Below are 21,128 nucleotides of genomic sequence, written 5' to 3' on the forward strand. Positions count from 1 at the left end.
TAAAGATAATATGTTCAAAAGGAGTCTCTATATGACAAACTTAAATAGTATACCTCTGGCCTGCACCCTCGTATCTAAAGACGGAATAGTGATGCAGGCGAATGAAGAAGCCGCCGGCTGGTTTGATGAGACATCCATAGAAGATAAATGGTGGAATGATCTGATCGTGTATGAAAAGCAGCTCTCAGATAATTGGTCATTTGGAAAAATAAAAGACAGCAAAGTTCTATTGTATAAAGTGAACACTTTTGAAGAAATGACGTATATTTTGTTTTTCTGTGGAAAAGACTACACGGCGCTGCTGGAAGAAACAGAGCAGTTACGTCAATCAAACAGGGCACTGGATGCTATTATAGAAAATTCGTATGACGGCATATATATTACAGATAATAAAGGAAACACGTTAAAAACCAATTCGGCAATTGAACGAATCACCGGCATTCCTAAGGAATACTACATAGGAAAAAACATCCATGACTTAATCAATAGAGGGATATTAAAAGAGTCTGTCAGCGATAAAGTCATCAAAACAAAGGGACCAGTGAATATAGTCCAGGAGAATTTTAATAAAAAAGAAACGATGCTGACGGGCAGTCCTATTTTTGACACGAATGGGGAAGTAGAAAAAATTGTAACCAATATCCGCGATCTTTCGGAACTGAATGAACTTCATGATGAATTAAACAAAGCAAAAGAGTTGAATCAAAAATACGAACAGGAAATTCAAAAGCTTATTCAGGTATCGAACCGGGATCCTGATATTGTTTTGAAAAGCAATAAAATCATAGAGCTTTTTGAAGCGGCCGATAGACTCGCGGATGTAGACGCGACTATCTTTATAAGCGGCGAAACAGGCGTGGGAAAGGAAATTGTAGCTAAACACCTTTATAAAAAAAGCGACAGGGCGGAAACGGGTGAATTTATCAAAATAAACTGCGGCGCCCTTCCGAAAGATTTACTGGAGGCGGAACTGTTTGGATACGAGCAGGGGGCTTTTACCGGAGCAGGAAAAAAAGGAAAAGCCGGCGTATTTGAACAAGCAGATCAGGGTGTGCTGTTTTTGGACGAAGTGGGGGAAATGCCTGAACCTCTGCAGGTGAAAATGCTCAGAGTGCTGCAGGAAAAAGAAATACAGAGAATAGGAGGAACCAAAACACTTCAGGTGGATACAAGAATAATCACAGCCACTAATAAAGATTTAAAGCACATGGTGGAAAAGGGGGAGTTTCGGGAAGATTTATACTACAGGCTGCATGTGATTCCGCTGAATGTACCGCCATTAAGAGAAAGAAAAGACGATATTCTTCCTCTTATTCATCACTTTCTGCATGAATATAACCAAAAGTATAATATGTCAAAAGTGATTTCCAAAGACTTAAAAGATTATTTCTATTATTATCATTGGCCCGGCAACGTACGAGAGTTATCAAATATGATCGAACGACTGGTTTTAACAGTGCCTTTAAAAGAACTGACTATTAATGATCTGCCGGAAGAATATCATACAACGTCACCTTCTATGCAGTCATCAGAAGGAATGTCGTTAAAGGAAGCCGTCGAGCAGGCTGAATACAACGTGTTAAAAGAAGCGCTGGATATATGCAGAACAACGTATGATGCAGCGGTTTATTTAAAAACCAGTCAGGCAACGATCGTAAGAAAGCTTCATAAATACAATTTATCCACGTAAACCATAGAATGATTCATATTTGGATTATCATTCATTTTTGAATTTTATGTATTGTAAGCACTTACATTGGTAATTAATTCAATAGTGAATGAATGAAACGATAACAAAGGAAGCTGCCTTTACCCGGCTTCCTTTTTTTACATGGGGCAAAAAATTAGAAAAGCTGTCAGATGGGGAGTTTTCCACCATTCTTCTGCTGATTTTACAAAGTTGGCATAATACTTGCTTTAGTAAGGAGCAGATAGAAAAAGGAGGGCTTTATTTTGACAGTAATCGCTGAAGAAGTAGCGCAGATGAAAGTAATGATTCGGAATTTTGTAGAAAACGAAGTGGAACCCCTTGCCCAGCAGATAGAAGATGAAGATCGAATTCCAGACCATTTAGTAGAAAAAGCAAAAGAACTCGGGTTGTTTGGTATCAGCATTCCAGAAGAATATGGCGGCATTGGGCTTAATTCAACAGGAAAAGCGATTATATTAGAACAGCTCGGACGAACGCATAACGGCTTTGTATCTTTAATCAGTGCCCATACAGGGATAGGAAGTACAGGGCTTGTGAAAATGGCGGGAGAAGAATTAAAACAAAAATACTTACCACGCATGGCGACCGGGGAACTGTTAGGGGCTTTTGCTTTATCGGAGCCGGGTGCCGGATCCGATGCTACCAATTTATCCACGCAGGCTGAAAAAAAGGGAGATAAATGGATCTTAAATGGAATGAAGCATTACATTACCAATGGCCCTATAGCCGATGTAGTCACGGTATTTGCTTTAACAGACCGTGAAAAAGGAGCGAAAGGCGGAATTACAGCTTTTCTCGTTGAGAAGGATTTTCCCGGTTATATTGTCGGAAAGCAGGACAAAAAAATGGGCCTCCGCGGATCTTACACGTGCCAGCTTATATTTGAAGACTGTGAAATTCCGGAAGAAAATGTGATCGGGGAAGTTGGAATGGGATATGTCAATGCCCTCCGTATTCTTGCAGAAGGCCGCATTGGACTGGCAGCCAGAGCGGTCGGCTCATGCGATAAGCTAATCGAAATGTCCGCGACCTATGCGAAAGAAAGAATCCAATTTAAAAAACCTATCTCTGAAAATCAGGGCATTCAATGGATGCTTGCTGATATGGCAACAGAAACCGAAGCAGCTCGTCAGCTTACATTAAAAGCCGCTTCTTTAATTGATGAAGGCAAAAAAGCGATCAAAGAAGCTTCAATGGCTAAAATGTTCGGTTCCGAAGTATTTAACCGCGTAGCGGATAAAGCGGTCCAAATTCATGGAGGTATGGGATACATTGCGGAATATCCAATTGAAAGATTTTACCGGGATGCAAGAATAACAATGATCTATGAAGGAACAAACGAAATACAGCGGATTATCGTAGCGAAGCAGGTATTAAACGAAGTGTAAGGAGGGAAAGCATGGAAGTTCAGCCGTGGCACCGCTTTTATGGAGAAGGGGTACCGGCAGAAGTAGAAATTCCAACGATGGAAGTTTTTAAACTGCTGGAACGCTCGTATAAAGATTATCCGGAATATACAGCTATTATAGATGGCGAACGGAGATGGTCCTATAAAGAGCTGTACGAAGATGCCGTCTGCCTTGCGGTTTCTATGAGAGAAGAAGGCTTTAAAAAAGGCGAACGGGCAGCACTGATGCTCTCGAATTCGGCTGAATATATTATTGCATATTTTGCTGTTCAAAAACTCGGCGGCATTGTTGTGCAGGTTAATCCTATGTACCAATCGTCGGAAATTCAGTATCTAATAGAAAATTCCCAGCTGTCCTGGTTTATTTTACACGAGCAGCAAAGCCCGAAGTTTTCTTCTCTGGACGTGTCGGGTATTCACTTTGTGTATGTCCGGCCGGCTGATAAAAAAGCCGCTTCCAGCGGGCATGATTTTTGGACGATGATCGACAGACCTTTCCTGCCGGAAGCAGTGCCTGAAGTGGAGATTGATCCACGGGAAGATGTCTGTATTTTACAGTATACAGGGGGCACGACAGGACGCAGCAAAGGCGTGATGCTTACTCATTACAATATTATCGCTAACGTGTACCAGACATTTACTTTTACAGTAAGAGACTTAAAAATACCGGGAGAAAAAGTACTGGCGGTGGCTCCTTTTTTTCACGTGTATGGATTAACAACGGTATTAAATGTAAGCGTATTCAGAGCAGCGGCTATTATTTGTGTGGAACGTTTTGAAGCCGGGAAATTAATCGAAATTATTAAGCAGGAGCGCCCGACGATGTTTTCGGGAGTCCCTACAATGTATATCGGCTTATTAAATGAGCCCGAAGCTACCCCGGAAGTGATGGGCAGCTTAAAAATCTGTATCAGTGGATCGGCGCCTATGCCGCTCGAACGAATGAATGAATTTGAACAAAAAACAAAAGCCCCCATAGTTGAAGGGTACGGCCTGTCCGAGTGTTCTCCGGTGTCTCATCGAAATCCGATGGGAGAAAAAAGAAAGCCCGGCAGCATTGGCCTGCCGATCCCGAATACCGAGGCGAAAATAGTAGACCAGGAGAACCTCCACCGGACGCTGAACACCGGTGAAGTCGGTGAGCTTCTCGTTCGGGGGCCGCAGGTGATGAAGGGCTATTGGAGAAATAAAGAAGAAACGGCCAAAACGCTATACGACGGCTGGCTGCTCACAGGAGATCTCGCAACAATGGACGAAGATGGCTATTTCTACATTGTCGGCAGAAAAAAAGATTTAATTATTGCCAGCGGATTTAATATCTACCCCGCTGATATTGAGGCGGTACTATATGAGCACCCGGCAGTACTGGAAGTCTGCGTGTTCGGCGTCCCCAATTCCTATCGGGGGGAAACGGTGCATGCAGCTGTCATTCCAAGAAAAGACACGGTGTTTAACAAAGAAGAGCTGATTGCTTTCTGTAAGGAACGAATGGCTGCGTATAAAGTGCCAAAACAAATCAGTATCCGGAAGGAACTTCCCAAAACGACAGTAGGTAAGATTTTGAGAAGAAAGCTGATAGAAGAAGAAATTAAAAAAGAGGTTCAAACGAAGGGGTGATGTAGTGACTATCCAACATATCAGTGTAATGGGTTCGGGAGTGATGGGTTCGCAGATAGGCCTGGTTGCTGCTTTAGCAGGATTTAATGTTCATATTTACGATGTGAAACAAGAACCCTTTGAGAAAGCACAGCAGGAGTTACTCAAGCGGCTGGACCGGAGAGTGGAAAAAGGAAAGCTTACGAATGCAGATAAAGAGGCGGCCTGGGGGCGGATAACGTGGACGACCGCTTTGGACGAAGCGGTAGGACAGACCGATTACGTTATTGAGGCAGTCGTGGAAAATGTGGAAATCAAACGGTCGTTGTTTGAACAAATCGATAAGCTGGCGCCGGCCCATGCCATTTTAGCAACAAACAGTTCTACTATTGTCAGCTCTAAAATAGCGGATGCGACAAACAGAGCCGACAAAGTGTGCAACTTTCATTTTTTTAACCCGGCGTTAGTGATGGAAATGGTAGAAGTCGTAAAAGGACCACACACTTCCCAGGAGACGGCAGATCTTTCGATGGAGCTTGCCCGGACTCTTGGAAAAACACCTATTCTGCTCAAAAAAGAAATATCAGGGTTTATAGCTAACAGAATACTCGGAAAATTAATGAATGAGGCGCTGTATTTGTACGAAAATGAATATGCTACCGCCGAAGAAATTGATTTAGCCTGCACCAAAGCGTTAAATCATCCAATCGGACCTTTTGCTCTTATTGATCTGACCGGTCTGGATATTCACTATCATGTACGGAAGCAGCGTTTTGAAGAGTCGGGTGACGAAAGCGACAGGCCGGCCAGAATAATAGAAGAAAAAGTAAATAAAGGTGAGCTGGGACGTAAGACCGGAAAAGGTTTTTACAGCTATACGTAAAGGGGAGTGGGATACATTGAAGGATTCTAACATGATTGTTTCACAGGAAGGCCAGCTGGCTTATCTTACGATAAACCGCGAACCGGTACGGAACGCACTGGACCAGCCTACATTGGAAGAAATGGTGGAGAAGCTGGAAGATATAAAGAAGAACGATTCCGTAAAATGCGTAATTTTTACAGGAGCAGGAGAAAAATCGTTTGCGGCCGGCGCGGATATAGGAAAACTGGCTGAAAAAAGTGCCCTGGATGCTTTAAATCCGGAAAGCATGCAGAAAGTATACGATTATATAGAAGGCTTTCCTAAGCCGACCATCGCTATGATCAACGGATACGCACTGGGAGGCGGCTGTGAACTGGCCATGAGCTGTGATATTCGAATAGCTGCGGAACACGCAAAGCTGGGACTGCCGGAATTGAATCTTTCCATCATACCGGGTGCCGGGGGAACACAGAGACTGTCGCGGCTCGTTGGAAAAGGAAAAGCGATGGAATGGATTATGACCGGAAAAATGATTAAAGCAGAAGAAGCAGAACGCTTCGGACTCGTTAGTCAGGTAGTCCCTGCCGCAGAGCTCAAACAGACGGTCGAAGCACTTGCTGAAACCATTTTATCCAAAGGCCCTCTTGCCTTGAAAATGGCAAAGCTTTCGATCCATGCAGGATATGAAACAGACCAGAAAACAGGCCTGTTAATTGAACAGCTTGCGCAGGCGGTTCTATTCGGGTCCGAAGATAAAAACGAAGGAACGAACGCCTTTTTGGAAAAAAGGAAACCTGAGTTTGCAGGAAAATAGGAGGCCGTGCCGATGAATGATGTGTCCGCTATTAAACAACGGTTCAATGAAAGTCCTTTTTTCCAGCATACCGGATGTCATTTAATCACCGATCAAGACGGAGACATGGAAATTCATCTTCCAATAACTCCGGAACTGATTAATGCCAATGGCAGCCTGCACGGTGGAGTGTACGCTACGGTGATCGACAATGCCATGAGTGTAGCACTGCGCCGGATGGTGCCGGCAGACATTGTCACCGTTACCATGAACGTTCACTTTTTAGCAGCGATTAAAGACGGAACATGTATAGGAAAAGGAAAAGTAATTCAACAAGGGTACAAGCTGGCTGTGTGTGAAGCAGTGATGGAAGATCAACACGGCACTCTGCTGGCTACCGGAAGCGGAACCTTTAAAATTTTAAGAAAGGGGTCCGGATATGAAAACGATCGCCATAATCGGCGCTGGAACGATGGGGAGAGGGATCAGCTTTGAAGCGGCAAAAGCCGGAATGACGACGATGCTGCAGGACGTTTCTGATTCCTCTCTCCAGGAAGCCGCCGACTACACCGACTACTATGCCGGTAAATCAGTTGATAAAGAAATACTGAGCGAATCGGAAGCACAAACGCTCCGGTCCAGAATCCATTATACCAGCTCCTTGTCAGAAGCGGTGGAGCATGCAGACATCGTGATTGAAGCAGTCTTGGAAAGGATGGATCTAAAGATATCCATCTTTCAGCAAATAGATAAATACGCCCCTGCAGAAGCAGTGATTGCGTCTAATACATCAACGATGAGTCCTACAGAAATGGCAGCGCAGACCGGCCGGCCGGATCAGTGCCTGGCCATGCATTTCTTTAATCCAGTGCCGAAAATGAAGCTGATTGAAGTGATTCGGGGGCTGGAAACCTCTGATGAAACGGTTCAAAAGGCGAAGGTACTGGCCGCAGTATTAAACAAAACACCTGTGGAAGTGAATGAATTTCCAGGCTTTGCCGTAAGCCGGATGAATTGTCTGATAGGCAATGAGGCGATGACGATGGTGATGGAAGGAGTCGCATCGATTGAAGATGTGGATACCTCAATGAAACTCGGTTTGAACCATCCTATGGGACCGCTGGAACTGGCTGATTTAGTCGGCCTGGATACGCGGCTTCGCAATATGGAGTACCTGCATCAAACGCTCGGGGAAAAATACCGCCCCTGCCCGATATTAGTGAAGTATGTGAAAGCAGGCAGGCTGGGAAGAAAAACCGGCAGGGGGTTTTATGAGTATGAGAAAGGAGGGAAAGCATGAACTTTGAATTAGATGAAGACATTCTTTTATTTAAAAAAAATATAAAAGACTTTATTTCAAAAGAGGTGGATCCGCAGAGCCACAGCATCGAAGAGAACGACGCCATTCCTGACTCCTTGTTTAAACAGTCCTGTGAAATGGGTTTGTTCGGAATGAGCATTCCTGAGAAGTATGGCGGGCTGGGGATAGGAATGGTAGGCAAGTGCGCTCTCTATGAAGAAATAGGAAAAACGCATAACGGCTATACAACGCTGATAGGTGCGCATACCGGGATTGGAACGGTAGGCATTGTCGAAATGGGAAACGAGGCGCAAAAGGAAAAGTATCTGCCGGATATGGCAGCAGGGAACTCTATCGGGGCTTTTTGCTTAACAGAGCCCGCTGCCGGTTCCCATGCCACTAATTTAAAAACGACAGCTGTAAAAAAAGGCAGTAAATATATTTTAAACGGCACAAAGCATTATATTACCAACGCCCCTATCGCCAATATATTTACGGTCATGGCGGTTACGGACCCTTCCAAAGGAGCTAAAGGAATTACGTCCTTTCTGGTTGAGAAAAGCTTTCCGGGAATATCGATTGGTTCAAATGAGAAGAAAATGGGATTAAAAGGATCTTATTCAGCAGAAGTAATCTTTGAAGACTGCGAAGTTCCTCTGGAAAATGTGCTCGGAGAAGAAGGAGAAGGGTATATCAATGCGCTGAAAATTCTTGCCAACGGCCGGGCTGGGCTCGCCGCAAGAAATCTCGGGTCCTGTCAGAAGTTAATTGATTTATCGATGGCTTTCACAGAAGAAAGAGAGCAGTTTCATGTGCCGATCATTGAGCATCAGGCGGTGGCACATATGGTAGCGGAAATGGCGATGGATACAGAGGCCCTGCGGTCTTTCACTTATCGTATTGCATGGATGGTGGACCAGGGGCAGAAAGTTATCAAGGAAGCAGCCATGCTGAAACTGTTTGGGTCAGAAGTGTACCAGCGGGTAGCGGATAAAGCGGTACAGGTGCATGGAGGAATTGGATATATGCAGGAGTATCCTATCGAACGGTATTATCGTGATGCCCGAATCACCCGCATCTATGAAGGTACTTCCGAAATTCAGAAAAACATTATAAGCGGCCAGCTTCGAAAGGAATACAGCTGATGGCGCATTCTTCCAGTCAATCATTAGAAGGCCATGTTGCTTGTGTGACAGGGGGCGGAAAAGGCATCGGACGCGCAATAGCCGAACGGTTTGCAAAAGAAGGAGCGCATGTCTGCATCATGGACCGGGACTCCGGTGTAATTGAAGAAGCGGTTACCGCTATTGAAAGCCGGGGAGGTTCAGCAAGCGGTCATCACTTAGATGTGAAAATCCAAAAAAAAGTAGAAGAAGTGTTTCAGGCCGTGGAAGAGCGGTATGGACCTGTTTCTATACTAGTCAATAATGCAGGAATCACAAAAGATCAGCTTCTTTTTCGAATGAGCCAGGAAGAATGGTCGAGCGTTATTGGCGTGCATCTGAATGGAGCGTTTCATTGTACGCAGGCAGCGCAGAAACAAATGGTTAAAAACGGCTATGGAAGAATTATTACGATCTCTTCTGTATCGGCACTTGGGAACAAAGGCCAGGTGAACTATGCCACGGCTAAAGCAGGGCTGCAGGGATTTGTGAAGTCGGTAGCCCTGGAGCTGGGACCGTTTGGGATTACGAGTAATGCTATAGCTCCTGGTTTTATCGAGTCAGATATGACGAAAGCGACAGCGAGAAGGCTGGGGGTGCCGTTTGCAGAATTCGTGCAGGAAAAAACAAAGGTGATTCCAGTAGGACGAAGCGGGAAACCCGAGGACATTGCCGGCGCTGCCCTGTTTTTTGCAGAAGAAGAAAGTTCATTTATATCAGGACAGGTTCTCTATGTCGCAGGCGGACCTAAAGCATAAGGAGGGATAGAATGAGAAATGATCCAGTAGTAATAGTCAGTTCTGTAAGAACCGCCATAGGAAGATATGGAGGCTCTCTGAAGTCTCTCGACTCGGGGTATTTAGCTTCTATTGTTATTAAAGAAGCGTTGAACAGAGCTTCTTTAACACCAGAATTAGTAGACGAAGTAATTATGGGAGAAGTGAGGCAGACGACGAAATCTTCCAACGTGGCAAGAGTAGCCGCCCTGCGTGCAGGCATTCCGGTGGAAGCGCCGGCATTTACAATCAACAGATTGTGCGCCTCTTCCATGCAGGCCGTGGGCTCCGGCGTACAGCAGCTTATGACCGGGCACGCCGAAATAGTGGCAGCCGGCGGTACGGAAAACATGAGCGATGCGCCTCATTACCTTCGCAAGGCCAGATTTGGAGACGGGCCCCCTGCTTTAGTGGATCCGAATTCAGAAAATGGACAGCAGCCTATGGAAACATACGGTCCGGATTTAGGAATGGGAATGACCGCGGAGAATGTAGCGGAGCGTTATCATATCAGCCGCAAAGAACAGGATGCGTTCTCGCTGGAAAGCCAGCGGAGAGCAGCCGCAGCCCAGGAAAAAGATATATTTCAAGAAGAGATCACAGCGGTGGAAGTCCCGAACAAGAAAAGCACTCTGATCTTTAATAAAGACGAGCATCCAAGGCCATCCACTACTGCGGAAGCATTGGAAAAGCTCCGGCCGGCCTTTAGGAAAGAAGGAACGGTGACTGCGGGAAATGCCTGTGGAAGAAACGATGGCGCATCTGCCCTGATTATGATGAAAGAGTCCAAGGCAAAAGAACTAGGGTTAAAACCGACGGCTAAAATTATTGACTGGACCGCAGTAGGGGTAAGCCCGGAAATCATGGGGATAGGACCCGTACCGGCTGTACAGCAGTTATTAAAAAAGACAGGCAGATCACTCGATCAGGTAGGCCGGGTTGAGTTAAATGAAGCATTTGCCTCCCAGGCTCTTGCTGTAATGAAAGAATTAAATCTCCCGCCGGAAAAAGTAAATGTTAATGGTGGAGCGATAGCTCTTGGACACCCTCTGGGAGCGACAGGCGCCAGGATTCTAACTACTTTGATTCATGAGCTGAAGCGTAGTGAACAGCGTTTAGGAATAGCTACATTATGTGTAGGCGGCGGCCAGGGAATGGCAATGATGGTTGAAAGTATATAAAAAAAGCAAGATAGCACAGGCATAGAGGGGGGAATAAAATGGCTTCTCATGAAAAAATAGATTTGGATACACCGGAAAAAGAAAGAAGCAACCTGGAAAAAGCGTTGGATAAACAAACAGAATGGACTTCTCTCTTTCGGATCTGGCGCCTGTTTTTATCAGCCGTCAGTATAGGGCTTGCTGTTTACGTTGTTTATTCGGCTGCTTTTGGCGGGATGCCTGCCTGGCAGCACAGAGCGGTTTTTACCTCTATTGCACTGTTGTTGTGCTTTAGCTATGTACCTTTCAAAAAAGACAGAAAAGGAATGCATCCTCTGTTTGACATCGTACCGCTTATTTTATCCGGTATGCTGGTCATCTTTACGTTTTTGGCCTACCCGGATATTACGTTTAGAGGCAGTTCCATGCAATGGTATGACATCACAGCAGGATTTCTCATGATGGGATTGATTGTAGAAGGTGTAAGGCGGACGATTGGTACAGCCATGGCTGCCATCACTTTGTTTTTTATCGCTTATGTATTTATTGGACCGTGGTTTCCCGGCCTTGCCGGACACCCGGGTTTTGGAACCGATCGTTTAATCAATACGATGTTTATTTCTACAAATGGTATCTTTTCTGATCCTATTTATATTGCTTCCACCGTTCTTATTATGTTTTTGCTGTTTGCTTCCATCCTGCTGCGGACAGGAGCCGGCCAGTTTTTTATTGATTTTGCTTTTTCCCTGACCGGACGAATTCGCGGCGGCCCTGCACTTGCTTCCGTGCTGTCGAGCGGAATGATGGGAACCATTACAGGAAATGGTGTAGCCAATGCAACAATGACGGGACCGTTTACGATTCCGCTGATGAGAAAAGTGGGCTATTCCCGAAACTTCGCAGGCGGAGTAGAGGCAGTAGCCTCTCAGGGTGGGCAGATCATGCCGCCGATTATGGGGGCAGCCGCTTTTATTATGGCAGAATACACCGGCATTCCTTTTATTCAAATCGCCGGTTATGCACTTGTACCAGCTGTTTTATATTTTTTCATGGCAAGTGTCATGATTTATCTGCAGGCCAGAAAACAGGGGCTTGAAGGAATGTCGAAAGAGCAGCTTCCTAATTTTTGGAATGTGGTCTTGAAAAGAGGCTATTTAATCCTTCCTTTGGTGCTGATTATCGTGATGATGGTACAGGGTTACAGTCCCATGCGGGCTGGAATGTGGGCTATCATATCCCTTCTTCTCATCAGTTTAATCCGCAAAGAAACAAGGCTGTCGTTTTTAAAAATGCTTGGGGCCATAGAAACAGGTATTCAGAATTCGATTTCGACTGTTATGGCATGTGCGGGAGCGGGGATCATCACCGGTTCGGTTATAATGACCGGCCTGGGCACAAGGTTTTCCAGAATGGCGGTTGATCTTTCCGGTGGAGAACTGCTTCCTATGCTTTTAATGATAATGGTAGCTTCAATTATTTTAGGAATGGGGATGCCGACAGTTTCGGCTTACGTCATTCTTGCGACTGTTGCAGTAGGAAGTCTTACACAGATTGGCGTGCCGGTGCTGGCAGCACATCTGTTTGTTTTCTACTTTGGAATATTTTCAGGTATTACGCCGCCAGTCGCTATCACCTCTTATATTACAGCAGGTATTGCAGGCGGACAGCCGATGCAGACTTCCTTTCAATCGTTAAGAATAGGCATTGCAGCTTTTCTTCTGCCGTACATGTTTATTTATAACCCTACCCTTCTGCTCGAAGGAGACACGGTGCTGACGATTATTCTGGGAATCACGACGGCTACTATAGGTCTTCTGGCTTTTGCCTGCTTCATTCAAGGGCATGCTGTGACCCATGCGTCTTTATGGCAGCGGTTGGTGTTTCTGACCTCAGCTGTGCTGCTGGTCGTACTCGACCCGATTACAGATGTAATTGGTGTTGTCCTGTTTGTCGGAATTCTTGTTATTCAATGGCCAAATAGAACAGAAAAGACAATCATTCATTCAGAAGAAAAGCGTGCTTCTTACTGATCTTTATTAACAATTGGATAGTATCGGCACGGAAAGGCGGGAATCCTGGGAAATGAAAGGGATTCCCGCAGTAATACAGGAAAGGAGCAGACAAATGAGAACAAAACCCTGGTTAGCCTATTATCCGGACGATGTGGAATATGAGATTGAGATTCCAAAAAAGTCACTTTTTTCGATATTGGAAGAATCTGCTTTTCAATATCCACAAAAAGAGGCAGTAATCGAAGAAGGTGTTCGCTGGACGTATGGAACTCTTTATCAAAACGTCATTGATCTGGCGGACAGTCTGCAGAAAATAGGATTTAAAGAAGGAGACAGGGCTGCTCTTCTTTTCCTCAATACAAAAGAATACATAGTCACCTATTTTGCTGTGCTCTATGCAGGAGGGACTGTGGTCCAGGTGAATCCTCTTTATACAAGAGCTGAAACAGCCGGGATATTTAAAGATGCTGAGCCTGAATGGGCATTTGGAACGGCGGACCAGGAGAAGAAAATCGTGGAAGCATCCGCTGGTTTAGTAACAAAATGTGTCCTTTCAAAAAGCAGCACAGCAGGTTTTGCAAGTCTTGAACGTTTAATAGAGCAGGGGAAGGGGCCATTATCGGATCCGCCGGTATATAATCCGGACACCAAAACAGCCGTCCTGCAGTATACAGGAGGAACCACGGGACTGCCGAAAGCGGTGATGCTGACCCATCAAAATATTTTCTCCAATGTATATCAAAATGTTCATTTTACAGTTAAAAATATCAGCACGGAAAAGGAAAAGCTGCTTGGAGTGAGTCCTTTTTATCACGTATATGGGATGACAGCTGTTTTGCTGCTTGGTATTTTCAGAGGTTCCGCCGTTATATGTGTGCCGAGGTATCAAACGGAATCCTTTTTAAAGCTTATCAAAAAAGAAAAACCAACGTTGTTTTCAGCTGTTCCAACAGTATATATTGCTATTCTTCAGCATCCTCTTGCTGTACCGGAAACGATGCAGTCATTGAAACTGTGTATGTGCGGATCGGCGCCGATGCCTGTAGAAGTAATGGAACAGTTCCAGGATAAAACGGGTGCCGTTATTCTGGAAGGGTACGGCTTGTCTGAAACATCGCCGACGACGCATCGGAATCCTGCGAGCGGCAAAAGAAAAATAGGAAGTATAGGGATTCCCATTCCGAATACAGACTGTATGATTGTCAGCCGGGAAGATGAACAAACGGAGGTAGCTGCCGGAGACGTAGGAGAGCTTATCATAAAAGGGCCCCAGGTGATGAAGGGTTATTGGAACAGAGAAGAAGAAACAAAACAGGCTTTACGAAATGGATGGCTGTATACCGGCGACTTAGCCAGAATGGATGAAGAGGGTTATTTTTATATAGTTGGAAGAAAAAAAGAACTGATTATTGCAAGCGGTTACAATATTTATCCTGTAGAAATTGAGCAGGTGTTATACACTCATTCTCAAATAAAGGAGGCAGTCGTATTTGGAGTACCTGATACGTACAGAGGAGAAACCGTATATGCCGCCGTGACGTTAACAAAAGACGCGCAGACGACCCCTGAAGAGTTAAGAGAGTGGTTAAAAGAATATGTAGCCGTATATAAAGTACCGGCAAAAATTGAAATTAGAGAAAGCCTTCCCCGAACCAGCGTAGGGAAAATACTGCGGCGCAGGCTGAGTGAGGAAAAGCAGAATATATAAAAATAAGGAAATGGGGAAAATGACATGAAAAAATGGAGATACTTTATTGGAATGACAGGAATAGCGGTACTCGCAGGCTGTGGAGGCGGCGGAGGCGAAACCGGAGGCGATGATTTAATGCATTCCCATATATCCGGGCCGACTGCCTCCGGATGGTACCCGTTATCTACACTGATGACGGACATATGGATGGACGATATTGAAGGAGCCAGCGTAACGGTCGTTGAAGGCGGTGCCATCAGCAATATTCGGGATGTCAATGATGGTTCTGAAATGAAAACAGGAATGGCTTTTGCCTCTGATTTCGCTGATGCTGTCGAAGGAAGAGGGGCATTTGAAGGAGATCCACAGGAAAATATTAAGGGAATCGCTGTTTTGTACCCGACTCTTTGGAACTTTGCTGTGCTGGACAGCAGTCCATATAATTCCATTGAAGAAGCGCTCGAAGGCGGAGCAGACATTGTACCCGGCCAGGCCGAAGATGCCAGTTCGCAGACAGCAGAAAGAGTGTTTGAAGCTATGGGGTACACCATTGAAGATATTGAAGCGAATGGAGGAAGCGTAACGTACAATGGCTATGGGGATGCCAATAATCAAATGAGAGATGGCGGCATCGATATGGTAGTGCAGGGAGGATCTCCCTACGTTACAGGGTTGAATGAACTAGACTCCACTAATGCTATTAAGCCGCTGCCTATCCCGGATGACGCTTTGGAAGAGCTGGGAGCAGGGGACTATGGATATGATATAGATATGAGTATTCCAGCCGGATCCTATTCGAACCAGGAAGAAGACGCGCCGACAGTATCGACGATGGCAATGCTCATCGTTCATGACGAAGTAGACGATGAAACAGTGTACGAATTAACACGATCGCTCTGGGAAAACGAGGACCGGTTTGTAGAAGAACAGCCGAACCGCGGAGAATATTTTGATGTCGAAACCGGCTACCACGGTCTTGTGAATCCGGAAGAAAATATTCATGCAGGAGCAAGACAGTATTATGAGGAAGAAGGCGTAGTGGACGAGTAAATAACTTGCAGCACTGTTTTTCATAAGCACAGCCTTCCTCTTTTTCATAAGGAAGGCTGTTTTTGTTGAAGCACAGATAGTACTAAGTTCTTAAATAGATAACCTAAAAAGCAGGAATAGAGAAGCTGGTTATGGAAAGTGTGCTATAGCAAGCAGAAAAAAGGAGAGAAAACAAAATGCCGACAATTGTAGCGTATACGAAGCCGCCGGAACATGTTCTGGCTTATTTGGAAAAACATGCAGAAGTAAAAGTACATCCTGCTCATGAAGACGAGAAAGCATTCCTCGAAGCGCTTCCGGAAGCGGATGGTTTAATTGGAGCGGGCTATCCGGTTAACGAGAAACTGCTGGAAAAAGCGCCACGCCTGAAAGTAGTCAGCAACGTCTCCACGGGCTACGATAATTTAGACATACCGGCTCTTACCGCAAGAGGCATTATGGCCACCAATACACCTTACGTACTTATTGATACTGTCGCAGATACTATTATGGGAATGATGCTTGCTGCGGCCCGAAGAATCCCGCAGGCAGACAAAGGCGTCAAAGAAGGACGCTGGAAAGACAAACGCGACGATTCTTTTTTTGGAGTGAATGTACACCATAAGACGCTCGGTATTATCGGAATGGGGAAGATCGGCGAAGAAGTGGCCAGAAGAGCTTCTGCCGGCTTTCATATGAACGTGCTGTATCATAACCGGCGCGAAAAAGAGAACGTGGACGCTGAATATGCTGATCTTGATCAGCTGCTGAAAGTATCCGATTTTGTACTTGTTATGACTCCCTTGACGAAAGATACGAGACACTTTATTCAAAAAGAACATTTTCAGAAAATGAAAAAGACAGCAGTCTTTTTGAATGCTGCCCGTGGAGCCGTCGTAAAGGAAGAAGATCTTATAGAAGCGCTGGAAACAAAAGAAATTCTGGCAGCCGGCATAGATGTGTATGAACAGGAGCCGATCGATCCCAATAATCCGCTGCTTGCCCTGGACTCTGCCATCACGCTTCCGCATATTGGATCTGCTACCAGGGAGACAAGAGAAGCCATGTACCAGGATGCAGCCGAACAATGTGCGGCCGCTCTTGCAGGAAAGGTGCCGGAGCATAAAATAGAAGAATGAATTGCCGGCGGCCGGTTTTTTTAGAATTACAAATATCAGGAAGTTGAATGCAGGTTGACAAAAAAGCCGTTATTTCCCTGGGTGTAGTAGCTGGCGAGTTCAGCCAGCTTCTGCTTTAATATCTCATGCTGCATAATAATTTTTTCTTCGCATTCACGGTACACAACAGTAAACAGCAGAGCCCGCCTGATTACATGGTTGTCAATAATTACAGCAATCTGTAAATGATCGAGTGTCCGTTTCAGTTCTAAAGTGTCGCGCTCGAGCATAGGCTGGAAGGCTGATTTGCTGTTGGTTAAATAAGAAAAAGACGTCGGGGACAGGGCAGCGGAGACAGGTTTCGGTTCTGTATCAAGCAGCAGTCTGCAAAGTACATAACGTTCAGCGAGCTTCAATGCAGAAGGATCTATTGTACCGAATTCCATAATATTCCTCCTATTCCAAACATTTATCTTTTCTCAAAGTATACAATAAAATATAATAAAGTCATGGGTACAAAGTATCTAAAAGGGAAAAATAGTTGGATAAAAACGTAAAAAATCAGAAAATTATTTTGAATAATTGCTGAAAAAGGCGCTCTAATGCTTTAATATAGGAAAGATAAAATGCGTTAATGAGATGAAGCAGGTTCTCAATAGGGCACATACAAAAAGGGGAGTAGATGACGGTGGCACTACATACTAACAAACCTCGGGAGCAGTGGGCTTCGAGGACCGGATTTATTCTGGCAGCAATGGGATCGGCTGTCGGGCTGGGCAACATATGGCGTTTTTCCTATGTAGCCGGAGAAAATGGCGGAGGCGCCTTTCTTCTGATTTATCTTTTATGTATTTTGATTATCGGTATCCCGATCATTATGGCCGAATTCACTATCGGCAGGCGCTCCCAGCAGGACGTTGTTGGGTCGTTTGAATCATTATCTTCCGGAGGTGCATGGCGGTATGCCGGGCTTTTGGGTGTAACTGCAGCATTTATGATTTTGTCCTTTTACGCCGTTATATCCGGCTGGATCATGCACTACTTTGTTCAGTATTTGAACGGCAGCTTCTGGAGTGCCCCGGCTGAAGGGTACGAAGGTTATTTTGTATCTTTTACCGGCAGCTTTTCGCAGTCAATTCTCTGGCATTTCCTTTTCATGGCACTCGTTATCATTATCGTTATGCTTGGAGTAAAAAAGGGCATAGAGCTTTCCAATAAAATTCTCATGCCGCTTCTTGGGGTTCTGTTAATTGTGTTAGCCGGGTACAGCCTGACGCTCGGAGGCGCTTCGGAAGGACTGTCCTTCCTGTTTACACCGGACTGGTCGGCTTTCTCTGATCCGGCGGTTTACCTTGCAGCACTCGGCCAGGCGTTTTTCTCTTTAAGTCTGGGTATGGGGACGATGATTACTTACGGAAGCTATCTTTCCAAAAAAGAACAGCTCCCGGGCGCTGCTTTCAGCGTAGCCGGACTGGATACGGGCTTTGCGATTCTGGCGGGTGTCATGATCTTCCCGGCCGTGTTCGCTTTTGGCATTGATCCGAGTTCGGGGCCGGGACTGGTATTTATGGTTCTTCCTGATATATTCAATAACATTGCAGCCGGTGGAATTGTCGGGCTCGGTTTCTTCTTTCTGCTGGCCGCGGCAGCTCTTTCTTCCGCTATTTCCATTTTGGAAGTCGCTGTAGCCTTTTTCATGCGAAAGTTCAATTGGAGCCGGGTGCGTGCCGCTCTTGTTATTGGAACAATTATTTTCTTCATTGGTATTCCTTCTTCCCTCGGCTTTGGCCCCTGGTCAAATGTAACCATTATTGGAGAAAATGGCATTTTGGACTCAATCGACTTTATTGCTTCTAACATCTTCCTTCCGCTCGGCGGCCTGGTTATTGCTTTGTTTGTAGGCTGGGGTTGGAAGACGGTGGATGCACTGCGCGAATCCGATTTCGGACAGACGACGATTGGGTACATCTGGCTGTTTATTCTGCGCTTTATTGCACCAATTGCGATTTTGCTGATTTTCCTTAGTTCCATCGGATTATTTTAAAAAAAAAGAAGCCGTCTCGAAATGCGAGACGGCTTCTTTTTTTTTCGTTCTATAAAAGAATTATTAAAAGAATAATCCCTATTACGACGCAGGCTCCTATAAAAGTAAGGCATCCCCGGATCATCGAATCACTCCTTTCAGCCTTGTACAAAATGTATGCTGCAGCTAGAATAATATTCCCTCTCATCCGTAGTCTGAAACAAGTGCCGTATCAGGGTGATTCTATCTCTGGAAACCGTATCTGTGATATTATAAAAGAGCATACAGGATAATAAATGAAGCTGTAAAGTATTGGGGGAATGAACGTGACAGTAGAGCGCGCCGCCTTAAATAGAGTAATGGAAAACATAGAACGGGTCGTCGTTGGGAAAAGAGAAGAAATTGAACTCAGCTTAACGGCTTTATTAGCTAAAGGACATGTTCTGCTTGAAGATGTACCGGGAGTCGGCAAAACCATGATGGTACGTGCTATTGCACGCTCGATCGGTGCCGAATTCAAGCGTATTCAATTTACACCGGATCTGCTCCCGTCGGACGTGACGGGGGTATCTATTTATAATCAAAAAACGATGGAATTTGAGTTTCGTTCGGGACCAATTATGAGCCATGTCGTACTGGCGGATGAAATAAACCGGACCTCGCCAAAAACCCAATCGGCTCTTTTGGAGGCCCTGGAAGAAAGCAGCGTAACGGTGGATGGAAAAACAAGAAAGCTCCATGAGCCTTTTTTTGTTATGGCTACGCAGAACCCAATTGAACACGGAGGTACTTATCCCCTGCCGGAAGCGCAGCTTGACCGTTTTCTTTTAAAAATGAGAATGGGCTATCCTTCAGGCAGCGAAGAGCTTGAGGTATTAAATAGAGTAGAACAGCGCCATCCAATCGAAGAGTTGGACCACGTACTGTCGCTGGAAGAAATTCTTTCCATGCAGCATGCAGCAGGCCGGGTGTTCGTGGATCAATCGATCAAGCAGTATATTGTTAATCTGGTAAGGGAAACGAGAGAGCACCCGGAAGTGTACCTTGGCGTAAGCCCGCGGGGATCGATCGCTTTGATGAAAGCATCGCAGGCCTATGCCTATCTCCAGGGCCGGGACTTCGTCGTGCCGGATGATGTGAAATACCTGGCTCCTTATGCACTTGTGCACCGGATGATGCTGCGGTCTGACCTGCAGGTCATGGACAGGCAGGGAGCCGATGTTATTAAGGATATTCTTTCCAAGCTCCGTGTTCCAACGTCATCTTCGGAAACGGTAAATAAATGACGAATGTCTGGTATGGAGTAATTAAATATGCAAAGCTTCTGTTTGTGCTTGTGCTGGCAGGAGCTTTATATGCGTACGCTATGTTTCAGGGCGGCTTTGTGTCGTGGTTTTTGTTTTACAGCATTTTAACGGTTATTTTATTTAACCTCCTGTTTGTGCTGTTTCCGCTGCGGTGGATTGATATAGACCGGATGTGCAGCAAAAAAACACTGGCCCACGGGGAACAGATTACTGTGAAGCTGACGATGACGAAACGATTTGCCTTTCCGCTCGTATTTATCAGCATATGGGATCACGTGCCTTACGGATTGGAAGGGACGGGCAAGCCCTCCGGCACCATTTATTTTTTTTCCATGGCAAAAACAGTCTCCTACGAGTACGATGTAAAAGGTGTACGCCGTGGGGAGTACCGGTTTAAGCAGATTCATCTGCAGGCCGGCGACTTGTTCGGCTTTTTCACGAAGGATTATGAAAGCCCGGTAAAAAGCAATCTTCTTGTTCTTCCGAAAATAAAGCCGCTGCTGGGATGGAAGCCGTCGTCCGATGAACAGTCCGATGATGTCGCGGTATCCCGCCGCACAACTGAGGAAGCTTATTCCATCGCAGGTGCAAGAGAATACGTGCCGGGGGACCGGATGACAAGCATTGACTGGAAAGCAACAGCCAGGGGAGGAAAGCTTGTTACAAAAGAGTTTGAATCCCAGAAAGGACAGGGTTACCTGCTGATTGTTGAAAATATGCTTCAGGAGAAAGACGAGGAGGCATTTGAATTCGTTATTGAATGCGCGGCTGCGTTAGCAGATGAAAACCGGAGCAGAGGCATTTCCCTCGGCCTGGCGTTTTCTTCCGAGCCGAATGCCGCCATGGAGGAAGCCGGAGGAATGTCTCATTTTAAAGCCATGTACGAAAGGCTTGCTGTAGCCCGTATCGAATCAGGTAAAAAAGGCGGTGCCCCTTTCTTTAAAAAGGTTCCTTCCTCCAACGCTTTGTTATTCGTTACGTCTTCTTTGACTTCTGAAAGAATAGAAGAGCTGCAGTCCTTTTTATGGTACGGCCGCGAAGTGACGATCTGTCTTGTGGAAACAAGCATCGCTGGTACAGAGGAAAGCCGTGATATGTTAACGAGTCTTAGAAAACAAGGGATGCGTGTCCTTATTGCGCGTCCCCGGGCGGACGAGATTAAACTCATATAAAGGGG

19 protein-coding genes are annotated in these 21,128 nt (G+C 45.5%); 18 read left to right on the forward strand and 1 reads right to left on the reverse strand.

Translation table 11 applies throughout. The features are described 5' to 3' along the window. The first annotated feature begins 31 nt into the window (after positions 1–31). From AC5W2J_RS14845 to AC5W2J_RS14915, 15 genes are all read left to right on the forward strand, one after another. A complete protein-coding gene (locus AC5W2J_RS14845; RefSeq protein WP_496060241.1) occupies positions 32–1,690 on the forward strand; it encodes a sigma-54 interaction domain-containing protein in 1,659 nt (552 codons plus the stop codon). An 88-nt stretch (positions 1,691–1,778) separates the two neighbouring features. Then, entirely contained in the window at positions 1,779–1,970 is a 192-nt protein-coding gene (locus AC5W2J_RS14850) for a hypothetical protein (RefSeq protein ID WP_496060242.1), read from the forward strand. Further along, positions 1,954–3,099 (forward strand): acyl-CoA dehydrogenase family protein, encoded by a 1,146-nt coding sequence (locus tag AC5W2J_RS14855; RefSeq protein WP_252314892.1) that lies wholly within the window; start codon positions 1,954–1,956, stop codon positions 3,097–3,099. Before AC5W2J_RS14850 ends, AC5W2J_RS14855 begins: the two co-directional genes overlap by 17 nt. An 11-nt stretch (positions 3,100–3,110) precedes the next feature. Then, the gene (locus AC5W2J_RS14860) at positions 3,111–4,736 is read left to right on the forward strand and encodes a long-chain-fatty-acid--CoA ligase (protein ID WP_496060243.1); all 1,626 of its coding nucleotides are present in this window, start codon (positions 3,111–3,113) and stop codon (positions 4,734–4,736) included. A 28-nt stretch (positions 4,737–4,764) separates the two neighbouring features. Continuing rightward, complete coding sequence (locus tag AC5W2J_RS14865) at positions 4,765–5,598, forward strand: 3-hydroxyacyl-CoA dehydrogenase family protein (protein WP_496060488.1); 834 nt, start codon at positions 4,765–4,767, stop codon at positions 5,596–5,598. Between the two features lie 16 nt (positions 5,599–5,614). Then, positions 5,615–6,394: an enoyl-CoA hydratase/isomerase family protein gene (locus AC5W2J_RS14870; protein ID WP_496060244.1), complete on the forward strand. Its 780-nt coding sequence runs from the start codon at positions 5,615–5,617 to the stop codon at positions 6,392–6,394. A gap of 12 nt (positions 6,395–6,406) precedes the next feature. Continuing rightward, positions 6,407–6,868: a PaaI family thioesterase gene (locus AC5W2J_RS14875; RefSeq protein WP_496060245.1), complete on the forward strand. Its 462-nt coding sequence runs from the start codon at positions 6,407–6,409 to the stop codon at positions 6,866–6,868. Then, the gene (locus AC5W2J_RS14880) at positions 6,813–7,673 is read left to right on the forward strand and encodes a 3-hydroxyacyl-CoA dehydrogenase family protein (RefSeq protein ID WP_496060246.1); all 861 of its coding nucleotides are present in this window, start codon (positions 6,813–6,815) and stop codon (positions 7,671–7,673) included. The genes AC5W2J_RS14875 and AC5W2J_RS14880 overlap by 56 nt, the downstream gene beginning before the upstream one ends. Further along, on the forward strand, positions 7,670–8,818 hold the full coding sequence (locus tag AC5W2J_RS14885) for an acyl-CoA dehydrogenase family protein (protein WP_496060247.1): 1,149 nt from the start codon (positions 7,670–7,672) through the stop codon (positions 8,816–8,818). The genes AC5W2J_RS14880 and AC5W2J_RS14885 overlap by 4 nt, the downstream gene beginning before the upstream one ends. Further along, positions 8,818–9,594, forward strand: a complete 777-nt coding sequence (gene fabG / locus AC5W2J_RS14890) for a 3-oxoacyl-ACP reductase FabG (protein ID WP_496060248.1) — start codon at positions 8,818–8,820, stop codon at positions 9,592–9,594. The genes AC5W2J_RS14885 and fabG overlap by 1 nt, the downstream gene beginning before the upstream one ends. Positions 9,595–9,605: 11 nt before the next feature. Then, positions 9,606–10,793: a thiolase family protein gene (locus tag AC5W2J_RS14895; protein WP_496060249.1), complete on the forward strand. Its 1,188-nt coding sequence runs from the start codon at positions 9,606–9,608 to the stop codon at positions 10,791–10,793. Positions 10,794–10,831: 38 nt separating this feature from the next. Then, a complete protein-coding gene (locus AC5W2J_RS14900) occupies positions 10,832–12,802 on the forward strand; it encodes a TRAP transporter permease (protein ID WP_496060250.1) in 1,971 nt (656 codons plus the stop codon). Positions 12,803–12,896: 94 nt separating this feature from the next. Further along, complete coding sequence (locus AC5W2J_RS14905) at positions 12,897–14,492, forward strand: long-chain-fatty-acid--CoA ligase (RefSeq protein WP_496060251.1); 1,596 nt, start codon at positions 12,897–12,899, stop codon at positions 14,490–14,492. Positions 14,493–14,516: 24 nt separating this feature from the next. Then, a complete protein-coding gene (locus tag AC5W2J_RS14910; protein ID WP_496060252.1) occupies positions 14,517–15,524 on the forward strand; it encodes a TAXI family TRAP transporter solute-binding subunit in 1,008 nt (335 codons plus the stop codon). Positions 15,525–15,700: 176 nt separating this feature from the next. Then, complete coding sequence (locus tag AC5W2J_RS14915) at positions 15,701–16,642, forward strand: 2-hydroxyacid dehydrogenase (RefSeq protein ID WP_496060253.1); 942 nt, start codon at positions 15,701–15,703, stop codon at positions 16,640–16,642. A 35-nt stretch (positions 16,643–16,677) separates the two neighbouring features. On the opposite strand, the gene AC5W2J_RS14920 is transcribed toward AC5W2J_RS14915, so the two are convergent. Then, a complete protein-coding gene (locus AC5W2J_RS14920) occupies positions 16,678–17,067 on the reverse strand; it encodes a hypothetical protein (RefSeq protein WP_496060254.1) in 390 nt (129 codons plus the stop codon). A gap of 242 nt (positions 17,068–17,309) precedes the next feature. Here AC5W2J_RS14920 and AC5W2J_RS14925 point away from each other — a divergent pair, with 242 nt between their 5' ends. From AC5W2J_RS14925 to AC5W2J_RS14935, 3 genes are all read left to right on the forward strand, one after another. Next, positions 17,310–18,665, forward strand: a complete 1,356-nt coding sequence (locus AC5W2J_RS14925; RefSeq protein ID WP_496060255.1) for a sodium-dependent transporter — start codon at positions 17,310–17,312, stop codon at positions 18,663–18,665. A 299-nt stretch (positions 18,666–18,964) separates the two neighbouring features. Beyond that, positions 18,965–19,930, forward strand: a complete 966-nt coding sequence (locus AC5W2J_RS14930) for an AAA family ATPase (protein WP_496060256.1) — start codon at positions 18,965–18,967, stop codon at positions 19,928–19,930. Next, positions 19,927–21,123 (forward strand): DUF58 domain-containing protein, encoded by a 1,197-nt coding sequence (locus tag AC5W2J_RS14935; RefSeq protein WP_496060257.1) that lies wholly within the window; start codon positions 19,927–19,929, stop codon positions 21,121–21,123. The genes AC5W2J_RS14930 and AC5W2J_RS14935 overlap by 4 nt, the downstream gene beginning before the upstream one ends. Positions 21,124–21,128 lie beyond the last annotated feature (5 nt).

It is taken from the genome of Sinobaca sp. SA16-1 (assembly GCF_059510515.1).

Excerpts from the sequence above, each read along its gene's own strand:
- AC5W2J_RS14845 (WP_496060241.1), top strand. The coding sequence starts at position 32 with ATGACAAACTTAAATAGTATACCTCTGGCCTGCACCCTCGTATCTAAA.
- AC5W2J_RS14850 (WP_496060242.1), top strand. The coding sequence starts at position 1,779 with ATGAATGAAACGATAACAAAGGAAGCTGCCTTTACCCGGCTTCCTTTT.
- AC5W2J_RS14860 (WP_496060243.1), top strand. The coding sequence starts at position 3,111 with ATGGAAGTTCAGCCGTGGCACCGCTTTTATGGAGAAGGGGTACCGGCA.
- AC5W2J_RS14865 (WP_496060488.1), top strand. The coding sequence starts at position 4,765 with ATGGGTTCGGGAGTGATGGGTTCGCAGATAGGCCTGGTTGCTGCTTTA.
- AC5W2J_RS14875 (WP_496060245.1), top strand. The coding sequence starts at position 6,407 with ATGAATGATGTGTCCGCTATTAAACAACGGTTCAATGAAAGTCCTTTT.
- AC5W2J_RS14880 (WP_496060246.1), top strand. The coding sequence starts at position 6,813 with ATGAAAACGATCGCCATAATCGGCGCTGGAACGATGGGGAGAGGGATC.
- AC5W2J_RS14885 (WP_496060247.1), top strand. The coding sequence starts at position 7,670 with ATGAACTTTGAATTAGATGAAGACATTCTTTTATTTAAAAAAAATATA.
- fabG (WP_496060248.1), top strand. The coding sequence starts at position 8,818 with ATGGCGCATTCTTCCAGTCAATCATTAGAAGGCCATGTTGCTTGTGTG.
- AC5W2J_RS14895 (WP_496060249.1), top strand. The coding sequence starts at position 9,606 with ATGAGAAATGATCCAGTAGTAATAGTCAGTTCTGTAAGAACCGCCATA.
- AC5W2J_RS14900 (WP_496060250.1), top strand. The coding sequence starts at position 10,832 with ATGGCTTCTCATGAAAAAATAGATTTGGATACACCGGAAAAAGAAAGA.
- AC5W2J_RS14905 (WP_496060251.1), top strand. The coding sequence starts at position 12,897 with ATGAGAACAAAACCCTGGTTAGCCTATTATCCGGACGATGTGGAATAT.
- AC5W2J_RS14910 (WP_496060252.1), top strand. The coding sequence starts at position 14,517 with ATGAAAAAATGGAGATACTTTATTGGAATGACAGGAATAGCGGTACTC.
- AC5W2J_RS14915 (WP_496060253.1), top strand. The coding sequence starts at position 15,701 with ATGCCGACAATTGTAGCGTATACGAAGCCGCCGGAACATGTTCTGGCT.
- AC5W2J_RS14920 (WP_496060254.1), bottom strand. The coding sequence starts at position 17,067 with ATGGAATTCGGTACAATAGATCCTTCTGCATTGAAGCTCGCTGAACGT.
- AC5W2J_RS14930 (WP_496060256.1), top strand. The coding sequence starts at position 18,965 with ATGAACGTGACAGTAGAGCGCGCCGCCTTAAATAGAGTAATGGAAAAC.
- AC5W2J_RS14935 (WP_496060257.1), top strand. The coding sequence starts at position 19,927 with ATGACGAATGTCTGGTATGGAGTAATTAAATATGCAAAGCTTCTGTTT.